Annotated in this window: 17 protein-coding genes and 2 pseudogenes; 17 read left to right on the top strand and 2 right to left on the bottom strand. The window is 37.7% G+C overall.

Features of this window, described 5'->3' with window-relative positions; genetic code table 11:
• Nucleotides 1-216: 216 nt before the first annotated feature.
• A complete protein-coding gene (locus tag TS1_RS09595) occupies nt 217-924 on the bottom strand; it encodes a deoxynucleoside kinase (protein WP_068710182.1) in 708 nt (235 codons plus the stop codon).
• Nucleotides 925-1287: 363 nt separating this feature from the next.
• Between TS1_RS09595 and TS1_RS09590 the strand changes: the two genes are divergently transcribed.
• The 10 genes and pseudogenes from TS1_RS09590 (at nt 1288) to TS1_RS09550 (ending at nt 12986) form a co-directional block, all read left to right on the top strand.
• On the top strand, nt 1288-2757 hold the full coding sequence (locus TS1_RS09590) for a peptide MFS transporter (protein WP_068710181.1): 1470 nt from the start codon (nt 1288-1290) through the stop codon (nt 2755-2757).
• 195 nt (nt 2758-2952) lie between these two features.
• On the top strand, nt 2953-4665 hold the full coding sequence (locus TS1_RS09585; RefSeq protein WP_068710179.1) for an ABC transporter ATP-binding protein: 1713 nt from the start codon (nt 2953-2955) through the stop codon (nt 4663-4665).
• Nucleotides 4662-6431, top strand: a complete 1770-nt coding sequence (locus TS1_RS09580) for an ABC transporter ATP-binding protein (RefSeq protein WP_068710177.1) — start codon at nt 4662-4664, stop codon at nt 6429-6431. Before TS1_RS09585 ends, TS1_RS09580 begins: the two co-directional genes overlap by 4 nt.
• Before the next feature lie 22 nt (nt 6432-6453).
• Entirely contained in the window at nt 6454-7986 is a 1533-nt protein-coding gene (locus tag TS1_RS09575; protein WP_068710176.1) for an ABC transporter permease/substrate-binding protein, read from the top strand.
• The gene (locus TS1_RS09570; protein ID WP_068710174.1) at nt 7986-8942 is read left to right on the top strand and encodes an ABC transporter ATP-binding protein; all 957 of its coding nucleotides are present in this window, start codon (nt 7986-7988) and stop codon (nt 8940-8942) included. Before TS1_RS09575 ends, TS1_RS09570 begins: the two co-directional genes overlap by 1 nt.
• A pseudogene (locus TS1_RS12450) lies at nt 8939-9388 on the top strand (transposase); the annotation flags it as partial. The gene TS1_RS09570 and the pseudogene TS1_RS12450, both read left to right, overlap by 4 nt.
• 765 nt (nt 9389-10153) lie before the next feature.
• Nucleotides 10154-10342 carry a hypothetical protein gene (locus TS1_RS09565; protein ID WP_068710172.1) on the top strand — a complete coding sequence of 63 codons (189 nt, stop codon included), beginning with the start codon at nt 10154-10156 and terminating at the stop codon, nt 10340-10342.
• A gap of 723 nt (nt 10343-11065) precedes the next feature.
• Complete coding sequence (locus TS1_RS09560) at nt 11066-11488, top strand: cupin domain-containing protein (protein ID WP_002307506.1); 423 nt, start codon at nt 11066-11068, stop codon at nt 11486-11488.
• Between the two features lie 83 nt (nt 11489-11571).
• Entirely contained in the window at nt 11572-12225 is a 654-nt protein-coding gene (locus TS1_RS09555; protein ID WP_068710171.1) for an ABC transporter ATP-binding protein, read from the top strand.
• Nucleotides 12222-12986, top strand: a complete 765-nt coding sequence (locus TS1_RS09550; RefSeq protein ID WP_002318452.1) for an ABC transporter permease — start codon at nt 12222-12224, stop codon at nt 12984-12986. The genes TS1_RS09555 and TS1_RS09550 overlap by 4 nt, the downstream gene beginning before the upstream one ends.
• A 212-nt stretch (nt 12987-13198) precedes the next feature.
• Here TS1_RS09550 and TS1_RS09545 read toward each other — a convergent pair.
• Nucleotides 13199-14361 (bottom strand): IS3 family transposase gene (locus TS1_RS09545; protein WP_157061663.1). Its coding sequence is split into 2 segments (ribosomal slippage): nt 13199-14085 and nt 14085-14361, totalling 1164 coding nucleotides; the frame shifts between segments, so codons are not numbered across the junction.
• A 76-nt stretch (nt 14362-14437) separates the two neighbouring features.
• Between TS1_RS09545 and TS1_RS09535 the strand changes: the two are divergent.
• The 7 genes and pseudogenes from TS1_RS09535 to TS1_RS09505 form a co-directional block, all read left to right on the top strand.
• Nucleotides 14438-15295: pseudogene (locus tag TS1_RS09535) on the top strand (IS256 family transposase); the annotation flags it as partial.
• A gap of 535 nt (nt 15296-15830) precedes the next feature.
• Nucleotides 15831-16403: a Dps family protein gene (locus TS1_RS09530; RefSeq protein WP_068710169.1), complete on the top strand. Its 573-nt coding sequence runs from the start codon at nt 15831-15833 to the stop codon at nt 16401-16403.
• Between the two features lie 200 nt (nt 16404-16603).
• Nucleotides 16604-17311, top strand: a complete 708-nt coding sequence (locus TS1_RS09525; RefSeq protein ID WP_124007094.1) for a Crp/Fnr family transcriptional regulator — start codon at nt 16604-16606, stop codon at nt 17309-17311.
• A 228-nt stretch (nt 17312-17539) separates the two neighbouring features.
• Complete coding sequence (locus tag TS1_RS09520; protein WP_028790832.1) at nt 17540-17878, top strand: hypothetical protein; 339 nt, start codon at nt 17540-17542, stop codon at nt 17876-17878.
• Nucleotides 17863-18717 (top strand): prolipoprotein diacylglyceryl transferase, encoded by an 855-nt coding sequence (gene lgt / locus TS1_RS09515; RefSeq protein ID WP_068710168.1) that lies wholly within the window; start codon nt 17863-17865, stop codon nt 18715-18717. The genes TS1_RS09520 and lgt overlap by 16 nt, the downstream gene beginning before the upstream one ends.
• A 146-nt stretch (nt 18718-18863) precedes the next feature.
• Nucleotides 18864-19097 carry a heavy-metal-associated domain-containing protein gene (locus TS1_RS09510; protein WP_003103602.1) on the top strand — a complete coding sequence of 78 codons (234 nt, stop codon included), beginning with the start codon at nt 18864-18866 and terminating at the stop codon, nt 19095-19097.
• A 197-nt stretch (nt 19098-19294) separates the two neighbouring features.
• The gene (locus TS1_RS09505) at nt 19295-21148 is read left to right on the top strand and encodes a heavy metal translocating P-type ATPase (RefSeq protein ID WP_068710167.1); all 1854 of its coding nucleotides are present in this window, start codon (nt 19295-19297) and stop codon (nt 21146-21148) included.
• Nucleotides 21149-21352 lie beyond the last annotated feature (204 nt).

The following is a 21352-nucleotide window of genomic DNA, read 5'->3' as shown; positions in this document are numbered from 1 at the left end:
CAAAGAATCTGTTACATTTTTCATTATAATTCTTTCACAAAGAAAGTCAAGGTTACCCCTAGATAAGTAAAGAAAAACGATGAAAAAAGAACTTTGCTTTCATTTTTTTTGTTAAAGTTATAACACAAAAAACAACTGTATTACATAAATATTTTTGAAAAAGGTAGTATCATGGGAGGAATAATATAATCTTCTTTAAATAAAAGTTTTTATAAGCTATGGCTGTCGATTTTCTTTGATTTTTTTGAACGCTTTTGGTGAAAATTTTCCTAGATCTTTTAATTTGTTTTCAATCAAGTCTAAGACGGCATTTTGGTCTTCAACATTGTGTACATAATCATATTTTTCACGGTCGATTGTCAAAAGAGCAGAGCTCGGATAACCATTTGCCCATTTTTCATAAGCATAGTGTACACGATGGTAGTAATCCACTAAACCAGGTTCGCGTTTAATGTCTTCCATTTCTCGTCCGCGTTGTTGTATTTCATTAATGGCATGGCTTGAATCGATTTTTAAATAAATAACCAAATCTGGTAGGCCGTTCCAAGGACTGCCATTGATATTTGCCTGCATTTCCTGGGATAAAGTTAAATAGACATTAAAGTCTGCTTCATCAATTTCGTTGTGATCGTGTAATTGAGAAGCCATGACAAAATCGGATTCTAAGGAAGAGTCCATTACAGCATTTTGTTGAGTGATTGCTTGGCGTAATTGTTGATAACGAAAAGTTAAAAAAGCAAATTGTAATATTGCGCCATTTGCTTTTCTGCTTTGTTTTCCAGAAGCATAAAATTTTTGCAACATATTTAAAATTAGACCATTGCTTTCAACATCTTCATAATACACAGGTGATTGTAAATCTTCAGCTAAAATTTTCGCTAAAGAGGTCTTCCCAGCAGCAATCGTTCCCATAATATAGATCATATTATCCCTCCTATTAGGGATATTTTCTCAGCATTATACATCATTTGTCTAGCAAAAAGCGCTTTTTCTAACAGATGATAAAAATTTAATAAAAGCTGCCTAAAAAATAAAAAATAATTTACTTAATTTTTGGAATAAAATAAAAATTTGCGAAAAATAGTGATTTGGGGCAGATGATTTATTTTTAAAGTAAAATTGTTTTTTTAATTTTATTAGAGAAACTTTAGTTTGTGCATTTGCTCATAGTTTAAGCGATTGACGGAAAAGTTTCAGAAAATTAAAATTGAGCTTGTCGTTTCATATAAAGTGAAACAATAAAGCTTCGTAATATAAAATGAATTTAATTTGGAGGGTTAAATTAGCATGAACTCGAATGAAAAGGATGCCTCATTTTTAGGACACCCTCGTGGACTTTCTACACTGTTTTTTACAGAAATGTGGGAAAGATTTAGTTATTATGGTATGCGTGCAATTTTACTATACTATATGTATTATTCAGTAGCAGATGGTGGTTTAGGATTTGACCGCAGTACAGCTTCGGCTATTATGTCGATTTATGGATCGCTTGTTTTCTTATTAAGTGTAGTCGGCGGTTACTTAAGTGACCGTATTTTAGGGAGTCGACGCACTGTATTTATTGGCGGTGTTATGATTATGTTAGGACATATTGCATTGTCACTGCCTTTTGGCAAAGCAGCTTTATTTGCATCGATTATACTTATTGTATTGGGTTCGGGCTTGTTAAAGCCTAATATTTCGGAAATGGTTGGCGATTTATACGATGAAAAAGACCTAAGAAGAGATGCTGGTTTCAATATTTTTGTTTTCTCAACTAATTTAGGCGCCTTTATCGCACCGCTTTTTGTGGGTTATTTAGGACAAGAAGTGAACTTTCATTTAGGGTTTTCATTAGCCGCTATCGGAATGTTTTTTGGTTTAGTTCAATATGTGCGCGGCGGTAGGAAGTTCTTGCCCGAAGAAACATTAAAAGCACGGGATCCCATCAAATCAGAAGAAGTTAAACCTTTAGTGCGCAAAAGTATACTAGCGGTTGTAGCGGTAATCGTGCTTGTATTGTTTATGCAGTTGGCAGGTTTATTAAATATTAACAATGTAATTAACTTGATTACACTTTTTGCTGTGGTCATTCCAATCTATTATTTTGTTATGATTATTAAAAGTAAAAAAATTACGACAACAGAACGGTCTCGCGTATGGGCTTATATTCCGTTGTTTATCGCCTCCATTCTTTTTTGGTCGATTGAAGAACAAGGATCTGTTGTATTGGCTTTATTTGCTGAAGAGCGAACTCGACTTTCTCTTTTCGGATTTACGATTCCTTCCAGTTGGTTTCAAACATTGAATCCATTTTTCATTATGATTTATACCCCAATTTTTGTTTGGTTATGGACCAAACTAGGAAACAAACAGCCGTCTTCGGCTAAGAAGTTTACTTATGGACTATTTTTTGCCGGGGTTTCATTTTTATGGATGATGTTACCAGGAATATTGTTTGGGACAGGCACCAAAGTGGGGCCGCAGTGGCTACTAATGAGTTGGGCATTGGTTATTATAGGAGAAATGTTAATTTCGCCTATAGGGTTATCAGTCACAACTAAATTGGCACCAAAAGCTTTCCATTCGCAAATGATGAGTATTTGGTTTTTAAGTGATGCAGTGGCTCAAGCACTCAATGCACAAATTGTGCGTTTGTATAGCCCAGACACAGAAGTTATGTACTTTAGTGTTGTGGGGATAGTTACTGTTGCTTTTGGTATCATGTTGCTCTTTATGGTTCCTCGGATTCAAAGATTAATGAGTGGTGTTAAATAATTTAGCAGCAATAAAAGAAGTACAATGAAGCTGGTCGTCTTAAAGGTAAGATGATTGGCTTTTTTTGTTTGGTCAATGGTAGTAGAATTTATATTGTTTTATATTGCCTATGAATATGGATTTTTAGAAAGGTTTGTTATAATGTAAGGTGATTTTAAATCCAAATACATAATTTATAACGAAAGAGGGAACAAGTTGAGTGTTTTTAAAGATTTTAAGCGATATAAATTTCTTGTTTTAATTGTACTTATCTTAACTTTTGTCAATACTATTGGCGAATTATTACTACCTAAAATGATGTCAAAAATTATTGATACAGGAGTTACCAACCAAAACATTTCCTATATCTTAAGGTTAGGTTCAGTGATGATTGGTGTCACTTTAATTACTATTTTAGTTAGAGGCTCGGCAGCTTATTTTTCAGCTAAAACTTCAATGCTATTTTCAAAAGATTTAAGGAAACGGATGTTTAACAAAGTTAATCGCATGACATTTGATGAAACGGAATATTTTAGCGTTTCATCTCTAATTACTCGTACAACCAATGACGTAGCACAAATTGAACAACTTGTCTTAATGGGCCTAAGGCCATTAGCTAGAGCTCCACTCACTTTTATTGGTGGCTTGATTATGGCTTTTACTACTAGTCTACGTTTATCGATGGTAGTGTTTGTTAGCCTGCCTTTTTTAGCGATTGTCTTGTATTTTGTTATTAAAGTGGTTGTTCCTTATTTCCCTCGTTTACAACAAGCCCTGGACCATATTAATCTTCTATTACGTCAACGTTTAACAGGTCTTAAAGTTATACGCGCTTTTTCTAAGGATAAACAAGAAGAAGAGACTTTTGAAGAAGCGAACGAAAAATATTACCAGATTGGCTTAAAGGTAAATAAAGTCATGCAGACGATTAATCCGATTTTGACATTGATTTTGAATTTATCCATTGTCGCAACCTTATTTCTTGGTGTGCGTTATGTACAACAAGGAGTGATGTCTATCGGTGCTTTGATGGCTTTTGTCCAATATATTACTCAAGTGTTAAACGCTGTTATCATGGTAACACGCATGATGACTATGCTACCTAGAAGTGTAGCCTCCATTGATCGAGTGAATGCCGTATTAAATTATCCATCTCGTTCCGTAGGTGGTAGCAATGTATTAAATGAACCGATTACTTCTGTAGAGGCTAAGGATCTCACCTTTTACTACCCTGATGCTAAGCTTCCAGCTTTAGAACAATTAAATTTTACTGTTCATAAAGGAGAAGTGATGGGAATTATTGGAGGGACCGGTTCAGGGAAGTCAACCTTGTTAAAGTTGTTCATGCAATTTTATGATCCCACTCAAGGAGAGCTTTTAGTGAATGGAGAGCCGATCAATACATTAAATCCAGAAAGTGTTAGGGAAAAAATTAGCTATGTGCCTCAGCAAAACTATTTCTTTTCAGAAAGTATTCGCGGCAACTTATTTTACAGTAATCCAGATGCGACGGATGAACAAATGCTTGATAGTTTGGAAACAGCTCAGGCTTTGCAATTTTTACCAAATGAGAAACCCTTAGAAAAAACAGTTGCTCGTGGCGGACGTAATTATTCCGGTGGTCAAAGACAACGTTTAGCTATTTCACGTGCATTAACAAGACAAGCTTCATTATATATTTTTGATGATTCCTTTTCTGCTCTTGATTATAAAACAGATTATGAATTACGTTTGGCTTTACAAGGAAAATTGACTAATGCAGCGACCATCATTGTTGCACAACGAGTGGCAACGATTCGTCATGCAAGTAAGATTTTGGTACTAGAAAATGGGAAAATGCAGGGGTTGGGTTCACATGATGAACTGATGCAAACTAATCAAGTTTATCGCGAAATTGCTATTTCTCAAGGAGAGGAGGAGCACAGATGACGGTAAATTTTTATGAAGTCTATCCCACTAGCTGGCAAACAGTGAAGCGTTTATTCAGCTATTTAAAAAATTATAAAAAAATTCTCTTATTGTCGCTTATGATGACAATGATTTCTACTACAATGGAAGTGTTAGCTCCAATTGTGATGGGATCTATTTTGAACCATGTACAATCGGCGATCACTAGTCAAAGTGCAATAGATTTTACTTATATTATTAAAACAACACTATTGCTGGCTGCTTTATATATTTTATTAGCGCTAAGTAATATTATGGTTGAGCGCTTATTGGTTCAATTGTCACAATCTTTAATTAAAATTATGCGGACAGAAGTCTCGGAGAAAATTAAAAAAGTACCGTTAAGCTTTTTTGACCAGCATTCGACAGGCGATTTATTAAGTCGTATTACCAATGATGTAGAAGCCATCGGACGTAATGTGCAATTGAGTGTCAGTCAGATTGTAAACAGTCTTTTGATGTTTGCTGGAATCACGGCTATGATGCTTTATATTAGCCCGCTTTTGTTTTTGGTCTTTTTTATTACCGTACCTTTAAATATTATAGCTACCAGAATTATCATGGGGCGTTCGCAAAAGTACTTTCGGGCAAAATCTGAACGTCTAGGTGCTATGGTAGGTTACGTGGAAGAAAATTTCACCGGTACAGATTTAATCAAAGCTTACAATTATCAAGATCAATCCAACGCAGAATTTAAAGAGTATAATGATCGTTTATTTGACGTTTCTTATCGTGCAAGTTTTATGGCTGGGATCCTCAATCCAGTGATGACTTTTATTGGTAATGTTGCCTATGTGTTAATTGCAATTGTTGGAGGTTTACTGATTGTTAATGGTACGATTATGGTAGGTGATGTACTTGCTTTTATGCAATATAGTCAAAATATTCGTCGTCCTATCGATGTTATCGCTGAAATGGCCAATACCTTGCAAGAAACCATTGCTTCTAGTAACCGGGTATTTCAGTTTTTAGATGCACCAGAAGAGGTAGAAAATAACACAAATAAAATTGAACTACCAATTGAAAAAATTGAAATCGACCATATAGGTTTTGAATACGACAAGGGGCAACCAGTGATTCAAGACTTAACATTGACAGTAAACCAAGGGGAAACCATCGCTATTGTCGGACACACGGGAGCTGGTAAGACGACTTTGGTTAATTTGCTGCTACGTTTTTATGATGTAACGAAAAATAAAATCATGATTAACGGTGTCGATATTCGGACTGTTCCGCGTGATAATCTACGTTCTTTTTTTGGGATGGTATTACAAGATACTTGGCTCACACAAGGAACCGTTTATGATAATATTTCTTATGGTAAGACGGATGCTACCGAAGACGAAGTGATACAAGCTTCTAAAGAGGCGCATGCCCATCATTTTATTAAAACTTTGCCAAATGGTTATCAGACGATGCTAAATGAAGATGCGACCAATATCTCTCAAGGGCAGCGTCAGCTTCTAACGATTGCCCGCGCTTTTGTGAGTGATCCGGCGATTTTGATTTTAGACGAAGCCACTTCGTCTGTTGATACAAGGACCGAGCAGTTGATCCAGCAAGCGATGGCAAATCTAATGAAAGGGCGAACTAATTTTGTTATTGCCCATCGTTTATCAACGATTGTCGATGCGGATAAAATATTAGTGATGGATCAAGGCGACATTGTCGAGCAGGGAAGTCATAAAGAACTTCTTGCAAAAAATGGGATTTACACAGAATTATACAATAGTCAGTTTTCGGAATAAAAAATGAATGTGGGGTTACTTGATGGAAAATCTCTTAGAAACATTCAACGAACGACAAGGCGATTTATGGAGCGAATTATTGAACCATTTAGGCATCTCGATTTTTTCTCTTTTAATTGCGATGCTAATTGCAATTCCTTTGGCGATTTGGGTTGTTAGATATCCACGGGTTGCTGAAGTCGGCTTGCAAATTGCAGGGATTTTGCAAACCATTCCTTCGCTTGCACTTTTAGGGCTTTTAATCCCTTTGGTAGGCATTGGGACTACACCTGCGATTATTGCGCTGGTCATTTATGCATTATTACCTATTTTTCAAAATACTTATTTAGGAATTTCAGAAATTGATCCAGCGATTGAAGAAGCAGCGGACGCTTTTGGTATGTCAAAAATGCGCAAACTATTTAAAGTTGAACTACCAATGGCAAGACCTGCGATTGTCTCTGGAATTCGTACGGCTATGGTGCTGATTATTGGTACTGCAACGCTTGCAGCATTAATCGGTGCTGGAGGATTAGGGACATTTATTCTCTTAGGAATTGATCGTAATGATATGCCTTTAATCATTATTGGCACAGTTTCTGCTGCCTTATTATCTATTATTTTAAGTTCATTCATTCGTTGGTTTGAACGAGCAAAACTACGGCACTCGATTATTGGATTGGTGATTCTAATTGTTTTATTAGGCGGTGGCGGTATTTACTCGGCTTATGCCAACCGTCAGCAAACAGTGACGATTGCGGGAAAACTAGGTTCTGAACCTGAAATTTTGATTAATATGTATAAAGAGCTGATTGAAGATGAAGATCCGGATATAAAGGTAGAATTAAAACCTAATTTTGGAAAAACGACTTTTTTGTATAATGCGGTAAAAAATGATCAGATCGATATCTATCCTGAATTTACCGGGACAGTCTTAGAAACGCTGATCGAAGATGATTCTATTGACACACAAGGATTATCAGAAGAAGAAACCTACAAACAAGCAAAAGAGCAGCTGCAACAGCAAGACCAGTTAACTTTATTAGAACCAATGAGCTATAATAATGCTTATGCATTAGCAGTTAAAGATGATTTTAAAAAGGAACATCAATTAGAAACGATTAGTGATCTTGCTAGTATTCAATCAGAGATTAAAGCGGGAATGACATTAGAGTTTATTGACCGAGAAGATGGACTGCGTGGGATAGAAGATTTATATGATTTAGATTTTGAGACAAGTTCAATGGAGCCTGCCCTACGTTATCAAGCAATCGATGATGGACGGGTGAATTTGATTGACGCTTACTCCACAGACAGTGAATTACGACAGTACCATTTGAGCATTTTAGAAGATGACAAAGGTCTTTTTCCAAAATATCAAGGCGCACCTCTAATGACTACAGAGTTTGCTCATGATAACCCGCAGGTAGTAGAAGCGCTAGATAAATTAGGCGATAAAATTACTGAAGAAGAAATGCAAGAGATGAATTATGAGGTCAATGTAGAAGATGAATCAGCTGCAGAAGTTGCCCATGACTATTTATCTGAAAATGGGTTGTTAGAGGAGGAAAAATGATGAGTACGGCAATCGAGTTTCAACATGTTTCAAAGTCCTTTGGCGATACCCTAGTTATTCCCAAGATGGATCTTGAGATTGAAAAAGGAGAATTATTTGTCTTAGTCGGCACCTCCGGAAGCGGCAAAACAACTTCTTTAAAAATGGTGAATCGCTTAGAAGAGCCTACAGATGGCGATATTTTAATAGACGGAAAAAAAGCGAAAGATTACCCTTTACAGCAATTACGGTGGTCGATGGGATATATTTTACAACAAATTGCCCTTTTTCCTACCATGACGGTAGCCCAAAATATTGCAGTGATTCCTGAAATGAAGAAAGTCTCTAAAAAAGAAATCAAACGTTTAGTAGATGATTTACTAAAGAAAGTTGACTTAGATCCGGATAAATATCGTGAGCGTATGCCTAGTGAACTTTCTGGCGGAGAACAACAGCGAATTGGTATTTTACGTGCGATTGCTTCCAAACCGGAAATTGTTTTGATGGATGAACCTTTTGGCGCTTTAGATCCATTATCTCGCACAACTTTGCAAGATTTAATTTTAGAACTGCATGAAGAGTTACACAATACGATTATTTTTGTGACCCATGATATGGACGAAGCCATTAAATTAGGAGATCGTATTGGTATTATGGCTAAAGGAGAGCTTTTACAAGTTGGCACGCCTGAAGAACTTGCTCAAAACCCGGCTAGCGATTTTGTCTATGACTTTTTTCACTCGAGTGCGAATAAATTAGGATACCAGATCCCTCTTCGTCGGGTGATAGAAGTGGAAGGTTATCATACGCTAAAGGATGATAATACCACAGCTATTCCACTGCAAGAAGATGTTACTCTACAAAAAGCTTTTGCAGCCTTAAGCGAGTATCGTTATATTGAGGTATTAAACAAGCAGCATGAGACCTTAGGTTATCTGTCAGATAAACAGATTTTTCAATATTTAAGCCAACAATAATAAATCGAGAAATTCTCGGCTATTCTTGTGGAGAACATAAAGATGCCGTTCTAGTAAAAAAAGCATTTAGCCGTATCAAACAACCTCTGACAGAGGTTGAGATTTTTCATACTGATCGTGGAAAAGAGTTTGATAACCAAGCTATTGATGAATTATTAACAACTTTTGACATCAATCGATCATTGAGTCATAAAGGCTGTCCTTTTGATAATGCCGTAGCTGAATCAACTTATAAGTCGTTGAAAGTAGAATTTGTCTATCAATACACATTTGAAACCTTACAACAATTGGATTTGGAGTTATTTGACTATGTCAATTGGTGGAACCACCTTCGGTTGCACGGTACACTTGGCTACGAGACACCGGTTGGTTACCGTAACCAGAGATTGGCGCAGCGAATCCTTGATAATGAGCTCGGATGTGCTAACGCTAGCGAGGCAGTCTAACTTTAACTGTTAGCTCCTGCCGAAGATCGTCACATCCGAGGAGGCTCATTGTCAAGGACAATCGGAATAGCATACGGAAAGAAGTTCTGCACCTTATAAAATTTGTCAAAAAAATTGTTGCCATTCCAAGTAAAAAAGGAAGCAATTTCTCGGCAAAGTTAACACTGAATGACGAAATGAAATTAGCTTTTGAATTTCCAAAAAAATAAAAACACAAGATCTAGACCTTGCCCCTTTTGGAAAAAAGGGGCAAGCCCCCAAAATCGTCTCAGTCACCCAGTTGTAATAGCCTAAAACTGAATGATACTTAAATAAGTCAAGGAACGGGTAAGTATTTTTTGGCAGACCACCAAAAAATCTCCACCCTCACAGTCCTTGACTTCTTTATTTTTGGCTGTGGGCTGTCGTCGCCGACAGTCAAACCAGTTGTAAAAAATATTGGCTATCTTGCCTGTCGCTAAAATAGTGTACCGCCAAAAAACGCTTGAAAGGAATTTTTCTTTTGCTCGCTTGTTGCTTTGTAAGAATAAGTAGCTATTCTGCAAATAACCCTAATATTTCGTATTTCTCTAAAAAACCAGTGTTTGAGAGGGAAGTTCTACGCTCATTTCAGATTGATCTATGGGTAACTATCCATGAAAATGCCTGTAAACCGCTCTTTTTTCAGTTTTTTTAAAGAGAGAGAAAATAAAAATAAAATACCAACTTTTTACGTATATTAATAACGAAGGACTTAAATATAGGATGATCAAAGGAGGCGTTCTTATGTATGAAGACGAATGGAGAGAATACTATGCAACCAAAAATGAGAGCATACATATTACGAGAAACAAACTCATTTTCCAATGCAATGAAGGAATCGCTCTGTCTAATCATAAAACGGAAATTGAAAGAATCATGCATGCATTGGCACTTAAACTCTTATTACTGGAGTTAAATTCATATGATTTTTAATCTGCAAAAAAGTTTATAGCACCGTCGCTTATACCAGAAAATATAACAAACGCCGCATTGTTTTTTTGTGCACTTTAATGATCTATTCAACTAAGGAATTAAGCTGGCTGTCAAGAGAGTAATATCGTATTGAATCTCAGGTGGAAATTTTCTGCGGTATCTTTTTTGACTGAAATGACATTAGTGTCTTTTGGGGATTGTGTATGTAAGTATTTTTTAAAATCATTTTAACAAGTTTTGGACAAAAATTCTCATGAAAAAACAGAATTTAAATAGCATGATAAATTAGAGAAGATAGTTTAATGTGCTTATAGGAACACCCCACTTTTACAGTCACAATCAATAACCTTGCTACTTTCTTTCGAAATTGATAAGAGTCTAAAGGATTGACAACGCTTGATAGTGAGCATAAACTTAATGTACGCTAGTTAGTTTACAAGTGCAAACTAAAAAAGTATGATGTGTCGTCTCTGAAATTCTCCCTGATTCAAGTCATAACCAGAGTACATATCGGTTATTTTTTGATTCCATATTTTTTCCTTTATGTGCTGAGGATTAAGGGGTACCAATTGTAATTGCGCGTTATATGGTCTTTGTTTAGAATCGCTCTCCAAAAAGCCAATTTTTTTGCATAGAATTTTAGATGTGGTACCATTAATTAGAATTATTATAAATAAGAAGTAGGTATCATTGTTTCAGTACAAAGACTAGGAGGAATGGAAGATGGAAATAGACTACAAGGATCATGGGAAGAAGCCGTATATCATTAATATTGAAGACGCCACCACAGGAAATGATAATTACCGGACGACCATTTGGACAGGCAGTAAACTGCAAGTCACCGTAATGTCCATTCAACCGGGCGATGACATCGGTTTGGAAGTGCACGAAGGCATTGACCAATTTATCCGTATTGAAGAAGGAGAAGGCGTGTGTAAAATGGGGCCTTCTAAAGATAACTTACATGTTCAACAAAAAGTGATGGATGATGACGCCGTATTTGTTCCGGCGGACATGTGGCACAACATCGAAAACACCGGTGATAAGCCGCTCAGACTGTATACCATTTATGCTGGTCCAGATCACCTTGAAGGAACGGTTCACCCTACTCATGAAGACGCCAAAAACGATCCAAACGAACACTGAGGTACACTAGGATGAAACAAAAGCCCTGCACCCGTATGGATGGTCCACTGGTGCAGGGCTTTTTTATAAAGGAGAGAAGTGGTATGAGTGATTCATTGTTTCAATTAGAGAAGGTTGGTTTTCAGGCAAACGGAAACCAAATCCTTCAAGATATCTCTTTTACAGTAAACAAAGGGGAAGTGATTGTTTTTTCTGGTCCTTCTGGAAGTGGAAAAAGTACCCTTTTGAAATTAATTGGTACGCTGCTTTCCCCAACTTCCGGAAAAATTTATTATCGAGGTACGGATCTGCAAAAAATCGATCCTGTGGAGTATAGAAAAGAAGTCTCTTATTTCTTTCAAAACGCTTCTCTATTCGATGAGACAGTTCAAGAGAACTTGTCTTTTCCTGCCCGCATAAGAGAAGAAGGATTTGATCGGGAACGTGCAAAAAAATTGTTAGAACGAGTTCAAATACCTGAAACTTACTTATCGAAAGAGGTCAAGGAACTATCAGGAGGGGAAAAACAACGGGTTGCATTGGTCCGAAATTTGATGTATCAACCGAAAGTGTTGCTCCTGGATGAAGTTACCAGTTCATTGGACCAAGAAAACAGAGCGATTGTCCTTGATTTAGTCCGAGACATGATGAAGGACCAACAAACTAAGGTGTTGGCCGTCACTCACAACCAGGAAGAAATCGACCAAGCTTCTCGTCTGATTACTATCAAAGGTGGAAAAATGGAGGAATCGAAATGACAAACAATTTGGAAATCAGTAATCTTTCTTTGCTTTTATCCTCTGTCCTCTTGATAGTTGCCTTGTTGATTGATTACAAAGAGAAATTGGGATTAGGAAACGACATTTTTATTGCGGGAATTCGCGCTGTCGTTCAATTATTCCTTATTGGATATGTATTGAGCTACGTATTACGAGTGGATAACAACTTTCTCACTTTAGCGATGGTTTTGTTCATTGTGTTCAACGCTTCTTATAACGCCCATACACGCAGTGAGGGGATCAACCGCTCTTTTAAAATTTCAACGACGGCTATTGGAGTAGGAACAGCCTTGTCCTTACTCATTCTTGTTTTTTCAGGAGTCATTGACTGGTCCCCTTCCCAAATCGTTCCAATTACAGGCATGATTGCCAGCAACGCCATGACTGCGATTGGAGTGACCTATCGGTCTTTGAATTCAAAATTTACGGACCAACGCCAACAGGTATTGGAAAAATTGGCATTGGGAGCCAATAAAAAACAAGCGTCCATGAGTATTGTAAGAGAAAGCGTCAAAACGGGCATGGCTCCTTCAATTGACCGAACAAAAACGGTTGGACTTGTCAGCCTACCAGGTATGATGTCAGGGTTGATTTTTGCGGGAATTGATCCTGTTCAAGCGATTCGTTACCAAATTGTTGTGATGTTTATGTTGATTTCAGTTACTGCGATTTCTTCGTTTATTGCTAGTTATATGGCTTACCGTGAGTTTTATAACAATCGCAGTCAATTAATTATATGATTTGGGATGATACACTACTCTTAAAACCAGTGGTTACAATTTTATGTAGTTAAAAGAAGACCTCACGAGAATAATTGCAAAAAGTGGAATGGCAACAGTTTTTTTGACAAATTTTATAAGGTGCAGAACTTCTTTCCGTATGCTATTCCGATTATCCTTGACAATGAGCCTCCTCGGATGTGACGATCTTCGGCAGGAGCTAACAGTTAAAGTTAGACTGCCTCGCTAGCGTTAGCACATCCGAGCTCATTATCAAGGATTCGCTGCGCCAATCTCTGGTTACGGTAACCAACCGGTGTCTCGTAGCCAAGTGTACCGTGCAACCGAAGGTGGTTCCACCAATTGACATAGTCAAATAACTCCAAATCCAATTGTTGTAAGGTTTCAAATGTGTATTGATAGACAAATTCTACTTTCAACGACTTATAAGTTGATTCAGCTACGGCATTATCAAAAGGACAGCCTTTATGACTCAATGATCGATTGATGTCAAAAGTTGTTAATAATTCATCAATAGCTTGGTTATCAAACTCTTTTCCACGATCAGTATGAAAAATCTCAACCTCTGTCAGAGGTTGTTTGATACGGCTAAATGCTTTTTTTACTAGAACGGCATCTTTATGTTCTCCACAAGAATAGCCGAGAATTTCTCGATTGAACAGATCCAAAATGAAACAGACATAATTCCATTTTTTCCCGACTCGTACATAAGTCAAGTCTGTTACGATCGCTTCTAATGGGTTGTCTCTTAAGAATTTACGATTCAATACGTTTGTCGTTTTGGCTTCATTGCAAGTAGAATGATGTACTTTAAAATAAGCAACAGTATAGCTCGATTTTAATCCTCTATTTTTCATGATTCTACTAATTTTTCGTCGGCTGATCTGAATGCCTCGTTTTGATAAGGCTTTTTTTATTTTTCTTGAGCCGTAGGCCTTTCGGCTGCGGATAAATTCTTCAGCGACTGCTTCTTCAAGTTCTGATTCGTCTTTCTTTGGTTTTGATTGATAATAATAGGACTGACGTGATAGACCTAATATTCTGCACATCGCTGATATAGGGTAAAGATGCTTATTCGCATCGATTACTTGTCTCTTCGTCCGAATATCAGCGCTGCTTGCTTTAAAATATCATTTTCCATTTCTAATTGCTGGTTTCTTTTACGTAGTTCTAACAATTCTTTTTGTTCAGGCGTAAGATTATCTTTTCCTTTGAATGAACCACTCGTTTTAGATTGCTTTACCCATTTGTCAAATGCTGAAGCCGTTAGTTCATATTCTCGAATGATTTCTACACGTGGCTTTCCAGCTAAGTAAAGATTGACGATTTGTTGCTTGAATTCTTGTGAAAAAGTTCTTCGTGTTCTCTTAGACATAAAAATTCCTCCTGGTATGTTTTCTTCTAGTCTACACACCTTAATTTTTCTGTCTAGTTAATTGTAGCCTATCCATATTACCATGTCGGAAATCGCAGACTTGATTGAGAAAATGTATGGGCATCACTATACTCCACAAACCATGTCCAACATGACTAAAGTGCTGACTGAAGAAGTAAATGCATTTAAAGTTAGAACTCTAAATGATAAGTATGTCGCTATTTTCATGGATGCTACTTATATTCCTTTAAAACGGCAAACCGTCTCCAAAGAAGCAATCTATATTGCCATTGGTATACGAGAAGACGGCACTAAAGAAGTACTAAGTTATGCGATTGCTCGGACTGAATCGACCTACGTTTGGAATGAGTTGTTACAGGACATTTACTCCAGAGGGGTTCATGATGTCTTACTGTTTATTACCGATGGCTTAAAAGGCATGAAAGATACGATTCACCAGATTTATCCTAAAGCTAAATACCAACATTGCTGTGTTCACGTTTCCCGTAATATCAGTCATAAAGTACGTGTCAAAGATCGAAAAGAAATCTGTGATGATTTTAAGGCTGTTTATCAAGCTAGCTCAAAGGAAGAGGCAAATACCTTTTTAGGGAGTATGATTGAGAAGTGGCAGAAAACTTATCCTAAAGTGACGCAGTCACTGATAAAAAATCAAGATTTATTGACTTTTTATGAGTTTCCGCCTGGTATCCGCCGAAGCATTTACTCAACTAATTTAATCGAATCTTTCAATAAACAAATCAAGAAATACAGCCACCGCAAGGAACAGTTCCAAAATGAAGAGTCGATGGAACGTTTCTTAGTCTCGTCTTTTGATACTTACAACCCAAAATTCCTAGGTCGCAGTCATAAAGGTTTCCAACAGGCCGAAGGCGAGCTCGAACAAATGCTGAGTCAACCGATGGAGAATTAGAAACAATCTACAGTAGGGAAGAACCATTTACACAAAATTATTGACGCTCCCAAGCTAAAACTCCTATTAATCGATCTACTAAAAATAAATAAAAAAATTCTTTTCAATTTTTATTTATGGTATGACATAAATAAAGTAAAGTTATTCTTCTAGGTTAATCTTATTAATACTCTTTCTCACTAGTGTTGCATGCAACACTAGTGAGAAAGAGCATTAAATATACTGCAAGGCAAGACATTTGGTAATTGAAGAATAACAAGCAAAAAAATAGCAGTCAGGTCTCTTGACAAAGTATAGTTGCTATTCTTTTTTTAGGCCCTACTTTAATGAAATTTTTGTTTGGAGGGAACGACTTCATTCCTTTGATTATTTCAGTTGAATTTAATAGAGAAGCCTGGCGTCTATTAAGAAATACTTTTCTTGATGAGCGTCAATTTTTTTAACGGAAATCTATCCTATACTAAATTCAGTAAAGAAAAAGGAGGAATCAAAGAAAGCTATTTTAAACAAACCAAAATTATAGGAGGAATAAATCATGACTGAAAATAAAGCTACTCAAGAAAGAACACCCCAAGAAAGATTGCAAGAAGAACAAGAACACAAGGAACATGTTCATCATACGAAAATTAATGCAGCGGCCATTGCGGATCATCTTTTAGGCAACATGCATACATTACATGTGAAACTGCACCAATATCACTGGTATGTAAAAGGAGCCAATTTCTTTACGTTGCATGAAAAATTTGAAGAATTGTATAATCAAAACGAAGAATGGTTCGACAAACTAGCAGAACGCTTGATTATTTCCGGTCATAAACCGGCTTCAACCACCGCTGAATTTGAAAAATATTCCATGCTTTCAGAAGATGCCATCAATAAATACGCTAAAGCAGAAGACATGGTTGAAAATATTATCGAAGATTTCAGAAGTACCCGTGAATTAACGATTCGTGCTATTCGTTTAGTACAAGATGAGGGTGACGATGCTTTAGAAGATACACTGATTGCTTTTAAAAATGACTTAGACAAGAACATTTGGATGCTGCAAGCGTTCATTGGCAAAGAGGCATTGGAAGACGACGATGCGTTTGATGAGGATGAAGATTAGGTTTTTCGTAAACATACATTTAAAAATTAAAGATTTTGGGGTTGGGACTCTTTCCAGCTCCCATTTTTTTGCCGTTAAAAAGACTTTTCTTGATGAGTGTCAATTTTTTTGAGGTAGGGGGCCTTTATACTAAATATAGTTTATACTAAATATAGGAAAGTTAAAAGAAGGACAATAAACTGATAAAGGGGAAGAACGAATTGACTCAATACACCCAACCACATGCAGCAGGAGACCACTCAGCTTGTATCCGCTTAGTCCCGATATTCAATCATTTGGAGGAAAGCTCGATGGATCGCATCGCTGGAAAAGCTCACACGAAGCACTATCAAAAAGGGGAGTTTCTGTTTCGCTCGCAAGAAAAAGATGATGCCTTGTATATTGTGAATCGCGGAAAAGTCCGCATCTATCGCTTGTCTAATTCTGGCAAAGAGCAACTAGTTCGTATTTTGAATCCGGGTGACTTTACGGGAGAATGGACGTTGTTCAATCCTGATGCTGTGCACGAGGAATACGCAGAAGCTACTCGAGATACGTCTGTCTGCATGATTCAACAACATGATGTACAAGAGTTTCTAAAAGAGTATCATGCAATTTCGTTAAAGCTGCTAGGAGAAATGTCGCAGCGGTTAGAAAGCTCCGGACGTCAAACTGCACAAGTAGCCGTGGAGAGTGTCATTACCCGTTTAGTTTTGTTTTTGGCAGAAAATGTGGAACCTGAAATGGGCAACTCTCCCACCATCACCCTGCCGATGGCAAAAAAGGACATTGCTTCCTATTTAGGAACGACACCTGAGACCATCAGTCGCAAATTTGGAGAATTGGAGGACGAGGGATTGATTCAACAGCTGTCTGGGAAAAGGATCAAGATTCAGGATTTAGATGATTTATTGCTTTACAGCGAATAATCGGACACACTTTTTTCTACACGTTGGTGTTCTGTCGCTCTTCATTAACAACGGGACAGACCTCAGTGCTTTTGCTTCCATCTGTCCGTTTTTGGCTTTTTTAAGACAGAACGACCTTCATTCATTGGAAAAATAAAAGTACAAACATGATAATCCTCAAGTTTCTTTGTTTTATTTTTCTTTAAGATAGGGTTGCCGAACAAAACGTAAAAATAAGTAGAGGTGAATGTGCATTATTTTTGGGTGATAGTTGCCATCACGTTGTCAGCAGCGGGTGCATTCTTTGTCGTCCCTTTCACCAAGAACACGATTGGCGGCGAAGCAAAAACGTCTAACGTTGTTGAGGCAGATAGGTTAGCTATGGAAAAAGAAGAGGAAGTTGTAAAAGGAGCCGGCGTAATCGGACACGGAAAAGTGGCGTATTACGAAGCGAGTGACCAGGGAGCTAAAAGTGAATTCACTGTTTGGTTTCCATGGAGCTTAGCCGGAATCTTGTTCAGCATCACCATGACTAGAATGACGCGAAAAATTGAAGAAATGGAGCAAATAGAATGGGATTCGTATTAGGCGTTTTGAATCCCCATGTGGTGGAGATTGGTTCTGTTGTGATTCATTGGTATGGAGTCATTATTGCAGCAGGCATATTAGCGGCTCTCCAGTTGAGCACCAAGGAAGCAAAGAAAAAAGGACTGGAAGAGGATACCATTATCGATATGGCCTTATGGGCAATTCCGATTGGACTCCTCGGCGCTCGGCTTTATTATGTGTTATTTGAACTTGGTTATTATCTGCAAAATCCAGGACAAATCCTTGCGATTTGGAATGGCGGCATTGCGATTTATGGGGGATTGATTGCAGGAGGGGGTACGCTATATTGGTATGCAAAGAAAAAAGGTACTTCTTTGGCACTCGTTCTTGATATTTTAGCGCCCAATGTATTGTTAGCCCAGTCCATTGGTCGTTGGGGCAATTTTATGAATCAGGAAGCTCATGGTGGACCGGTTACTCGTCAATTCTTGGAAAATCTTTATTTACCTGAATTTATCATTGAACAAATGAATATCAATGGTACCTACTACCATCCGACTTTTTTATACGAGTCATTGTGGAGTTTGTTGGGCTTTGTCCTCATCGTCACTATACGGAACCGAAAACAGCTTTTGCGTCAAGGAGAAGTCGCTTTGAGTTACGTTTTGTGGTACTCAGTGGGTCGGTTCTTCATTGAAGGTATGCGAACGGACAGTTTATGGATTGGCGAGTGGATCCGCGTTTCGCAAGCCTTGTCTCTGGCCCTGTTTATTGGCGCGATTGTAGTATGGTTTATACGCAGACAAGATTATCCACCAATTTCTTATTATTCTGATGGCAATAAGGGGCAGAAAAAGACTATTAAGATGGTGAATTGAGCAAAAAGATAAAAAGAAGTGCAAAACTTGATATGCGTCAATTTTCGTTTGCTAAAAGTGAGCTATACTACAGTTGTAAAGAGGAAAAGGCAGTGTTCATTAATCTGCTGCCGATAAAATAAAAACACATAAAGGAGATAGGAATTATGGAAAAAGCTATATTGCAATTAGAAACGTTGTCTTGTCCAAGTTGTATGCAAAAAATTGAAGGTGCCGTGAAATCAGTTAACGGTATTGATAAAGACAGCATTAAAGTATTATTCAACTCCAGCAAAGTCAAAACCAATTTTGATTCAGCTGTCACTTCGATTGAAGAGATTCAAAAAGCTATCGAAAACGTAGGCTATCCGGTCCTTAAAGCAAAAGTCAAGGCCGCTTAACAGATTAAATGAACTAGGCAATTCTGGAAGAAAAGCTATTTTTCCAGGATTGCTTTTTTTGTTGCAATCCGATTCGAGGTGCTTAGAAACGATAAAAGAGAACTTTCTAAACTTGATGTCAGTCAATTAATTACTTAGGCAATTATCTTATACTGTGTTTATCAATAAAAGAGAAATTAAATTTGGAGGGAAAAAGCATGCAACAATATATATTAAGCAAGAAAAATGTTATCACCGTCATCAGTGGATTGTTAATCGTACTCGGTTTCTTCAGTCACTTTGTTTTAGAAAACGTAGGACTTTCAGAGTGGTCTTTGATCATCGCCTCTGTCTTTGGGATTACGCCAATTGCCATTCAAGCGTTTCAAGCAATGAAAGTCAAAGTCATCAGTATTGATGTCTTAGTCAGTATTGCAGCGATTGGTGCGCTTTTTATTCAAAATTATGAAGAATCGGCTATTGTCACGTTCTTATTCTTATTCGGACACTACTTGGAACAACGAACATTGAACCAAACGCGATCTGCTATCAAAGAATTGACTGAAATGGCACCCGAAAGCGCCTTGAAACAAATGGATAATGGCGAATTTGAAGAAGTAGAAGTGGATGATATAGATGAAGGGGATATCTTGCTCGTTAAAACGGGTGCGAAAGTTCCAGTAGATGGCATAGTCCTTACGGGTGAAGGGCATATCAATGAAGCTAGCATTACAGGTGAAGCTGTTCCAGTCAACAAGCTAGCTGATGCAGAAGTTTTTGCAGGAACCATTTTAGAAAACGGAACGATTCAAATCAGAGCTGACCGAGTTGGTGAGGACACCACATTTGGAAAAATTATTGAACTCGTGGAAGAAGCACAAGATTCTAAATCCGAAGCGGAACGGTTCATTGATCGCTTTTCTAAATACTACACACCAGCTGTCTTGGTTCTGGCAATTGTTGTATGGGCGTTCAGTCAAAATATTGAGTTAGCAATCACCATCTTGGTTCTAGGTTGCCCAGGCGCATTAGTTATCGGAGTGCCTGTCTCAAACGTTGCCGGTATTGGGAATGGTGCTCGTAACGGTGTTCTTTTAAAAGGGAGTGAAGTCATTCAAGACTTCAGCAATGTGGATACAATTGTATTTGATAAGACAGGTACTTTAACTGTCGGAAACCCAACCGTTGCAGCGACTGAACTGTATGAAAAAGATCCTGCTGAAACGCTTGGCTATCTGGCCAGTGTGGAACGGGAATCAGATCATCCATTAGCAAAAGCGGTCTTAAATCAAATCGGAGAAACAAACTTTTATCCTGTTGAAGGAACTGAAGTCGTGAAAGGCGGCGGAATCGTTTCAAGTGTAGCTGGACATAGAGTGGCTGTTGGGAATGTGGCCTTGATGGAAAAAGAAAATGTCACTCTCAGCAAAAAAGTGCAAAAAGATGTCAAACGGTTTGAACAACAAGGGAACTCTCTCGTTTTGACAGCGGTCGACGGTGAATTAAAAGTACTGATGGGCATTCGCGATCAAGTCCGTCCGGGTGTGAAAGCTAATTTGCAGGAATTAAAAGACTTGGGCGTGAAAAATCTAGTCGTTCTTTCAGGAGATAACCAAGGAACCGTTGATGTGGTCGCCGGCGAACTTGGTTTGACCGAAGCTCACGGCCACATGTTGCCGGAAGACAAATCGGCTTATATCGGAAAACTTCAACAACGTGGTCAAATTGTAGCCTTTGTTGGAGATGGCGTTAACGATAGTCCGTCCTTAGCTTTAGCAGACATTGGAATCGCAATGGGAAGCGGAACGGACGTAGCGATTGAAACATCCGATGTCGTTTTAATGAACTCGAACTTCAGCAACTTGCCTCACGCATTAGGATTAGTAAAAGCTACCGCAAATAATATGAAACAAAATATCGTGATTTCAATTGGAGTAGTGTTGGTCTTGTTGACCAGCGTCTTCTTCAGCGAATGGATGAATATGTCTATCGGAATGTTGGTTCATGAAGGTAGTATCTTGGTGGTAATTTTCAATGGCATGAGATTAATGAAGTATAAGTTGAAAAGTTGAAAAGAACAAAAAGAAGTATCAGCACCTGCAGAGAAAGTAAAAATATCTTAAGAATAAATTAGAAGAGGCTGAGACAATAGTCCATCCTTGAAATGACAAAAGCGGAAAATCCCAGATTTAAAAATCTGAGTTTCCGCTTTTTTGAGTTCTTGAAAAAAAAATAAGAGTATAGAGTATGCTCTTTATAAAATTAATTTTCGTCCT

The organism is Tetragenococcus solitarius NBRC 100494, from assembly GCF_001544195.1.
Lineage (GTDB): Bacteria > Bacillota > Bacilli > Lactobacillales > Enterococcaceae > Tetragenococcus > Tetragenococcus solitarius.
This window is presented reverse-complemented; position numbering and strand designations above follow the sequence as displayed.

Coding starts and splice junctions, on each gene's coding strand:
- TS1_RS09595 (WP_068710182.1), bottom strand. CDS start 924: ATGATCTATATTATGGGAACGATTGCTGCTGGGAAGACCTCTTTAGCG.
- TS1_RS09590 (WP_068710181.1), top strand. CDS start 1,288: ATGAACTCGAATGAAAAGGATGCCTCATTTTTAGGACACCCTCGTGGA.
- TS1_RS09580 (WP_068710177.1), top strand. CDS start 4,662: ATGACGGTAAATTTTTATGAAGTCTATCCCACTAGCTGGCAAACAGTG.
- TS1_RS09575 (WP_068710176.1), top strand. CDS start 6,454: ATGGAAAATCTCTTAGAAACATTCAACGAACGACAAGGCGATTTATGG.
- TS1_RS09570 (WP_068710174.1), top strand. CDS start 7,986: ATGAGTACGGCAATCGAGTTTCAACATGTTTCAAAGTCCTTTGGCGAT.
- TS1_RS09565 (WP_068710172.1), top strand. CDS start 10,154: ATGTATGAAGACGAATGGAGAGAATACTATGCAACCAAAAATGAGAGC.
- TS1_RS09560 (WP_002307506.1), top strand. CDS start 11,066: ATGGAAATAGACTACAAGGATCATGGGAAGAAGCCGTATATCATTAAT.
- TS1_RS09555 (WP_068710171.1), top strand. CDS start 11,572: ATGAGTGATTCATTGTTTCAATTAGAGAAGGTTGGTTTTCAGGCAAAC.
- TS1_RS09550 (WP_002318452.1), top strand. CDS start 12,222: ATGACAAACAATTTGGAAATCAGTAATCTTTCTTTGCTTTTATCCTCT.
- TS1_RS09530 (WP_068710169.1), top strand. CDS start 15,831: ATGACTGAAAATAAAGCTACTCAAGAAAGAACACCCCAAGAAAGATTG.
- lgt (WP_068710168.1), top strand. CDS start 17,863: ATGGGATTCGTATTAGGCGTTTTGAATCCCCATGTGGTGGAGATTGGT.
- TS1_RS09510 (WP_003103602.1), top strand. CDS start 18,864: ATGGAAAAAGCTATATTGCAATTAGAAACGTTGTCTTGTCCAAGTTGT.
- TS1_RS09505 (WP_068710167.1), top strand. CDS start 19,295: ATGCAACAATATATATTAAGCAAGAAAAATGTTATCACCGTCATCAGT.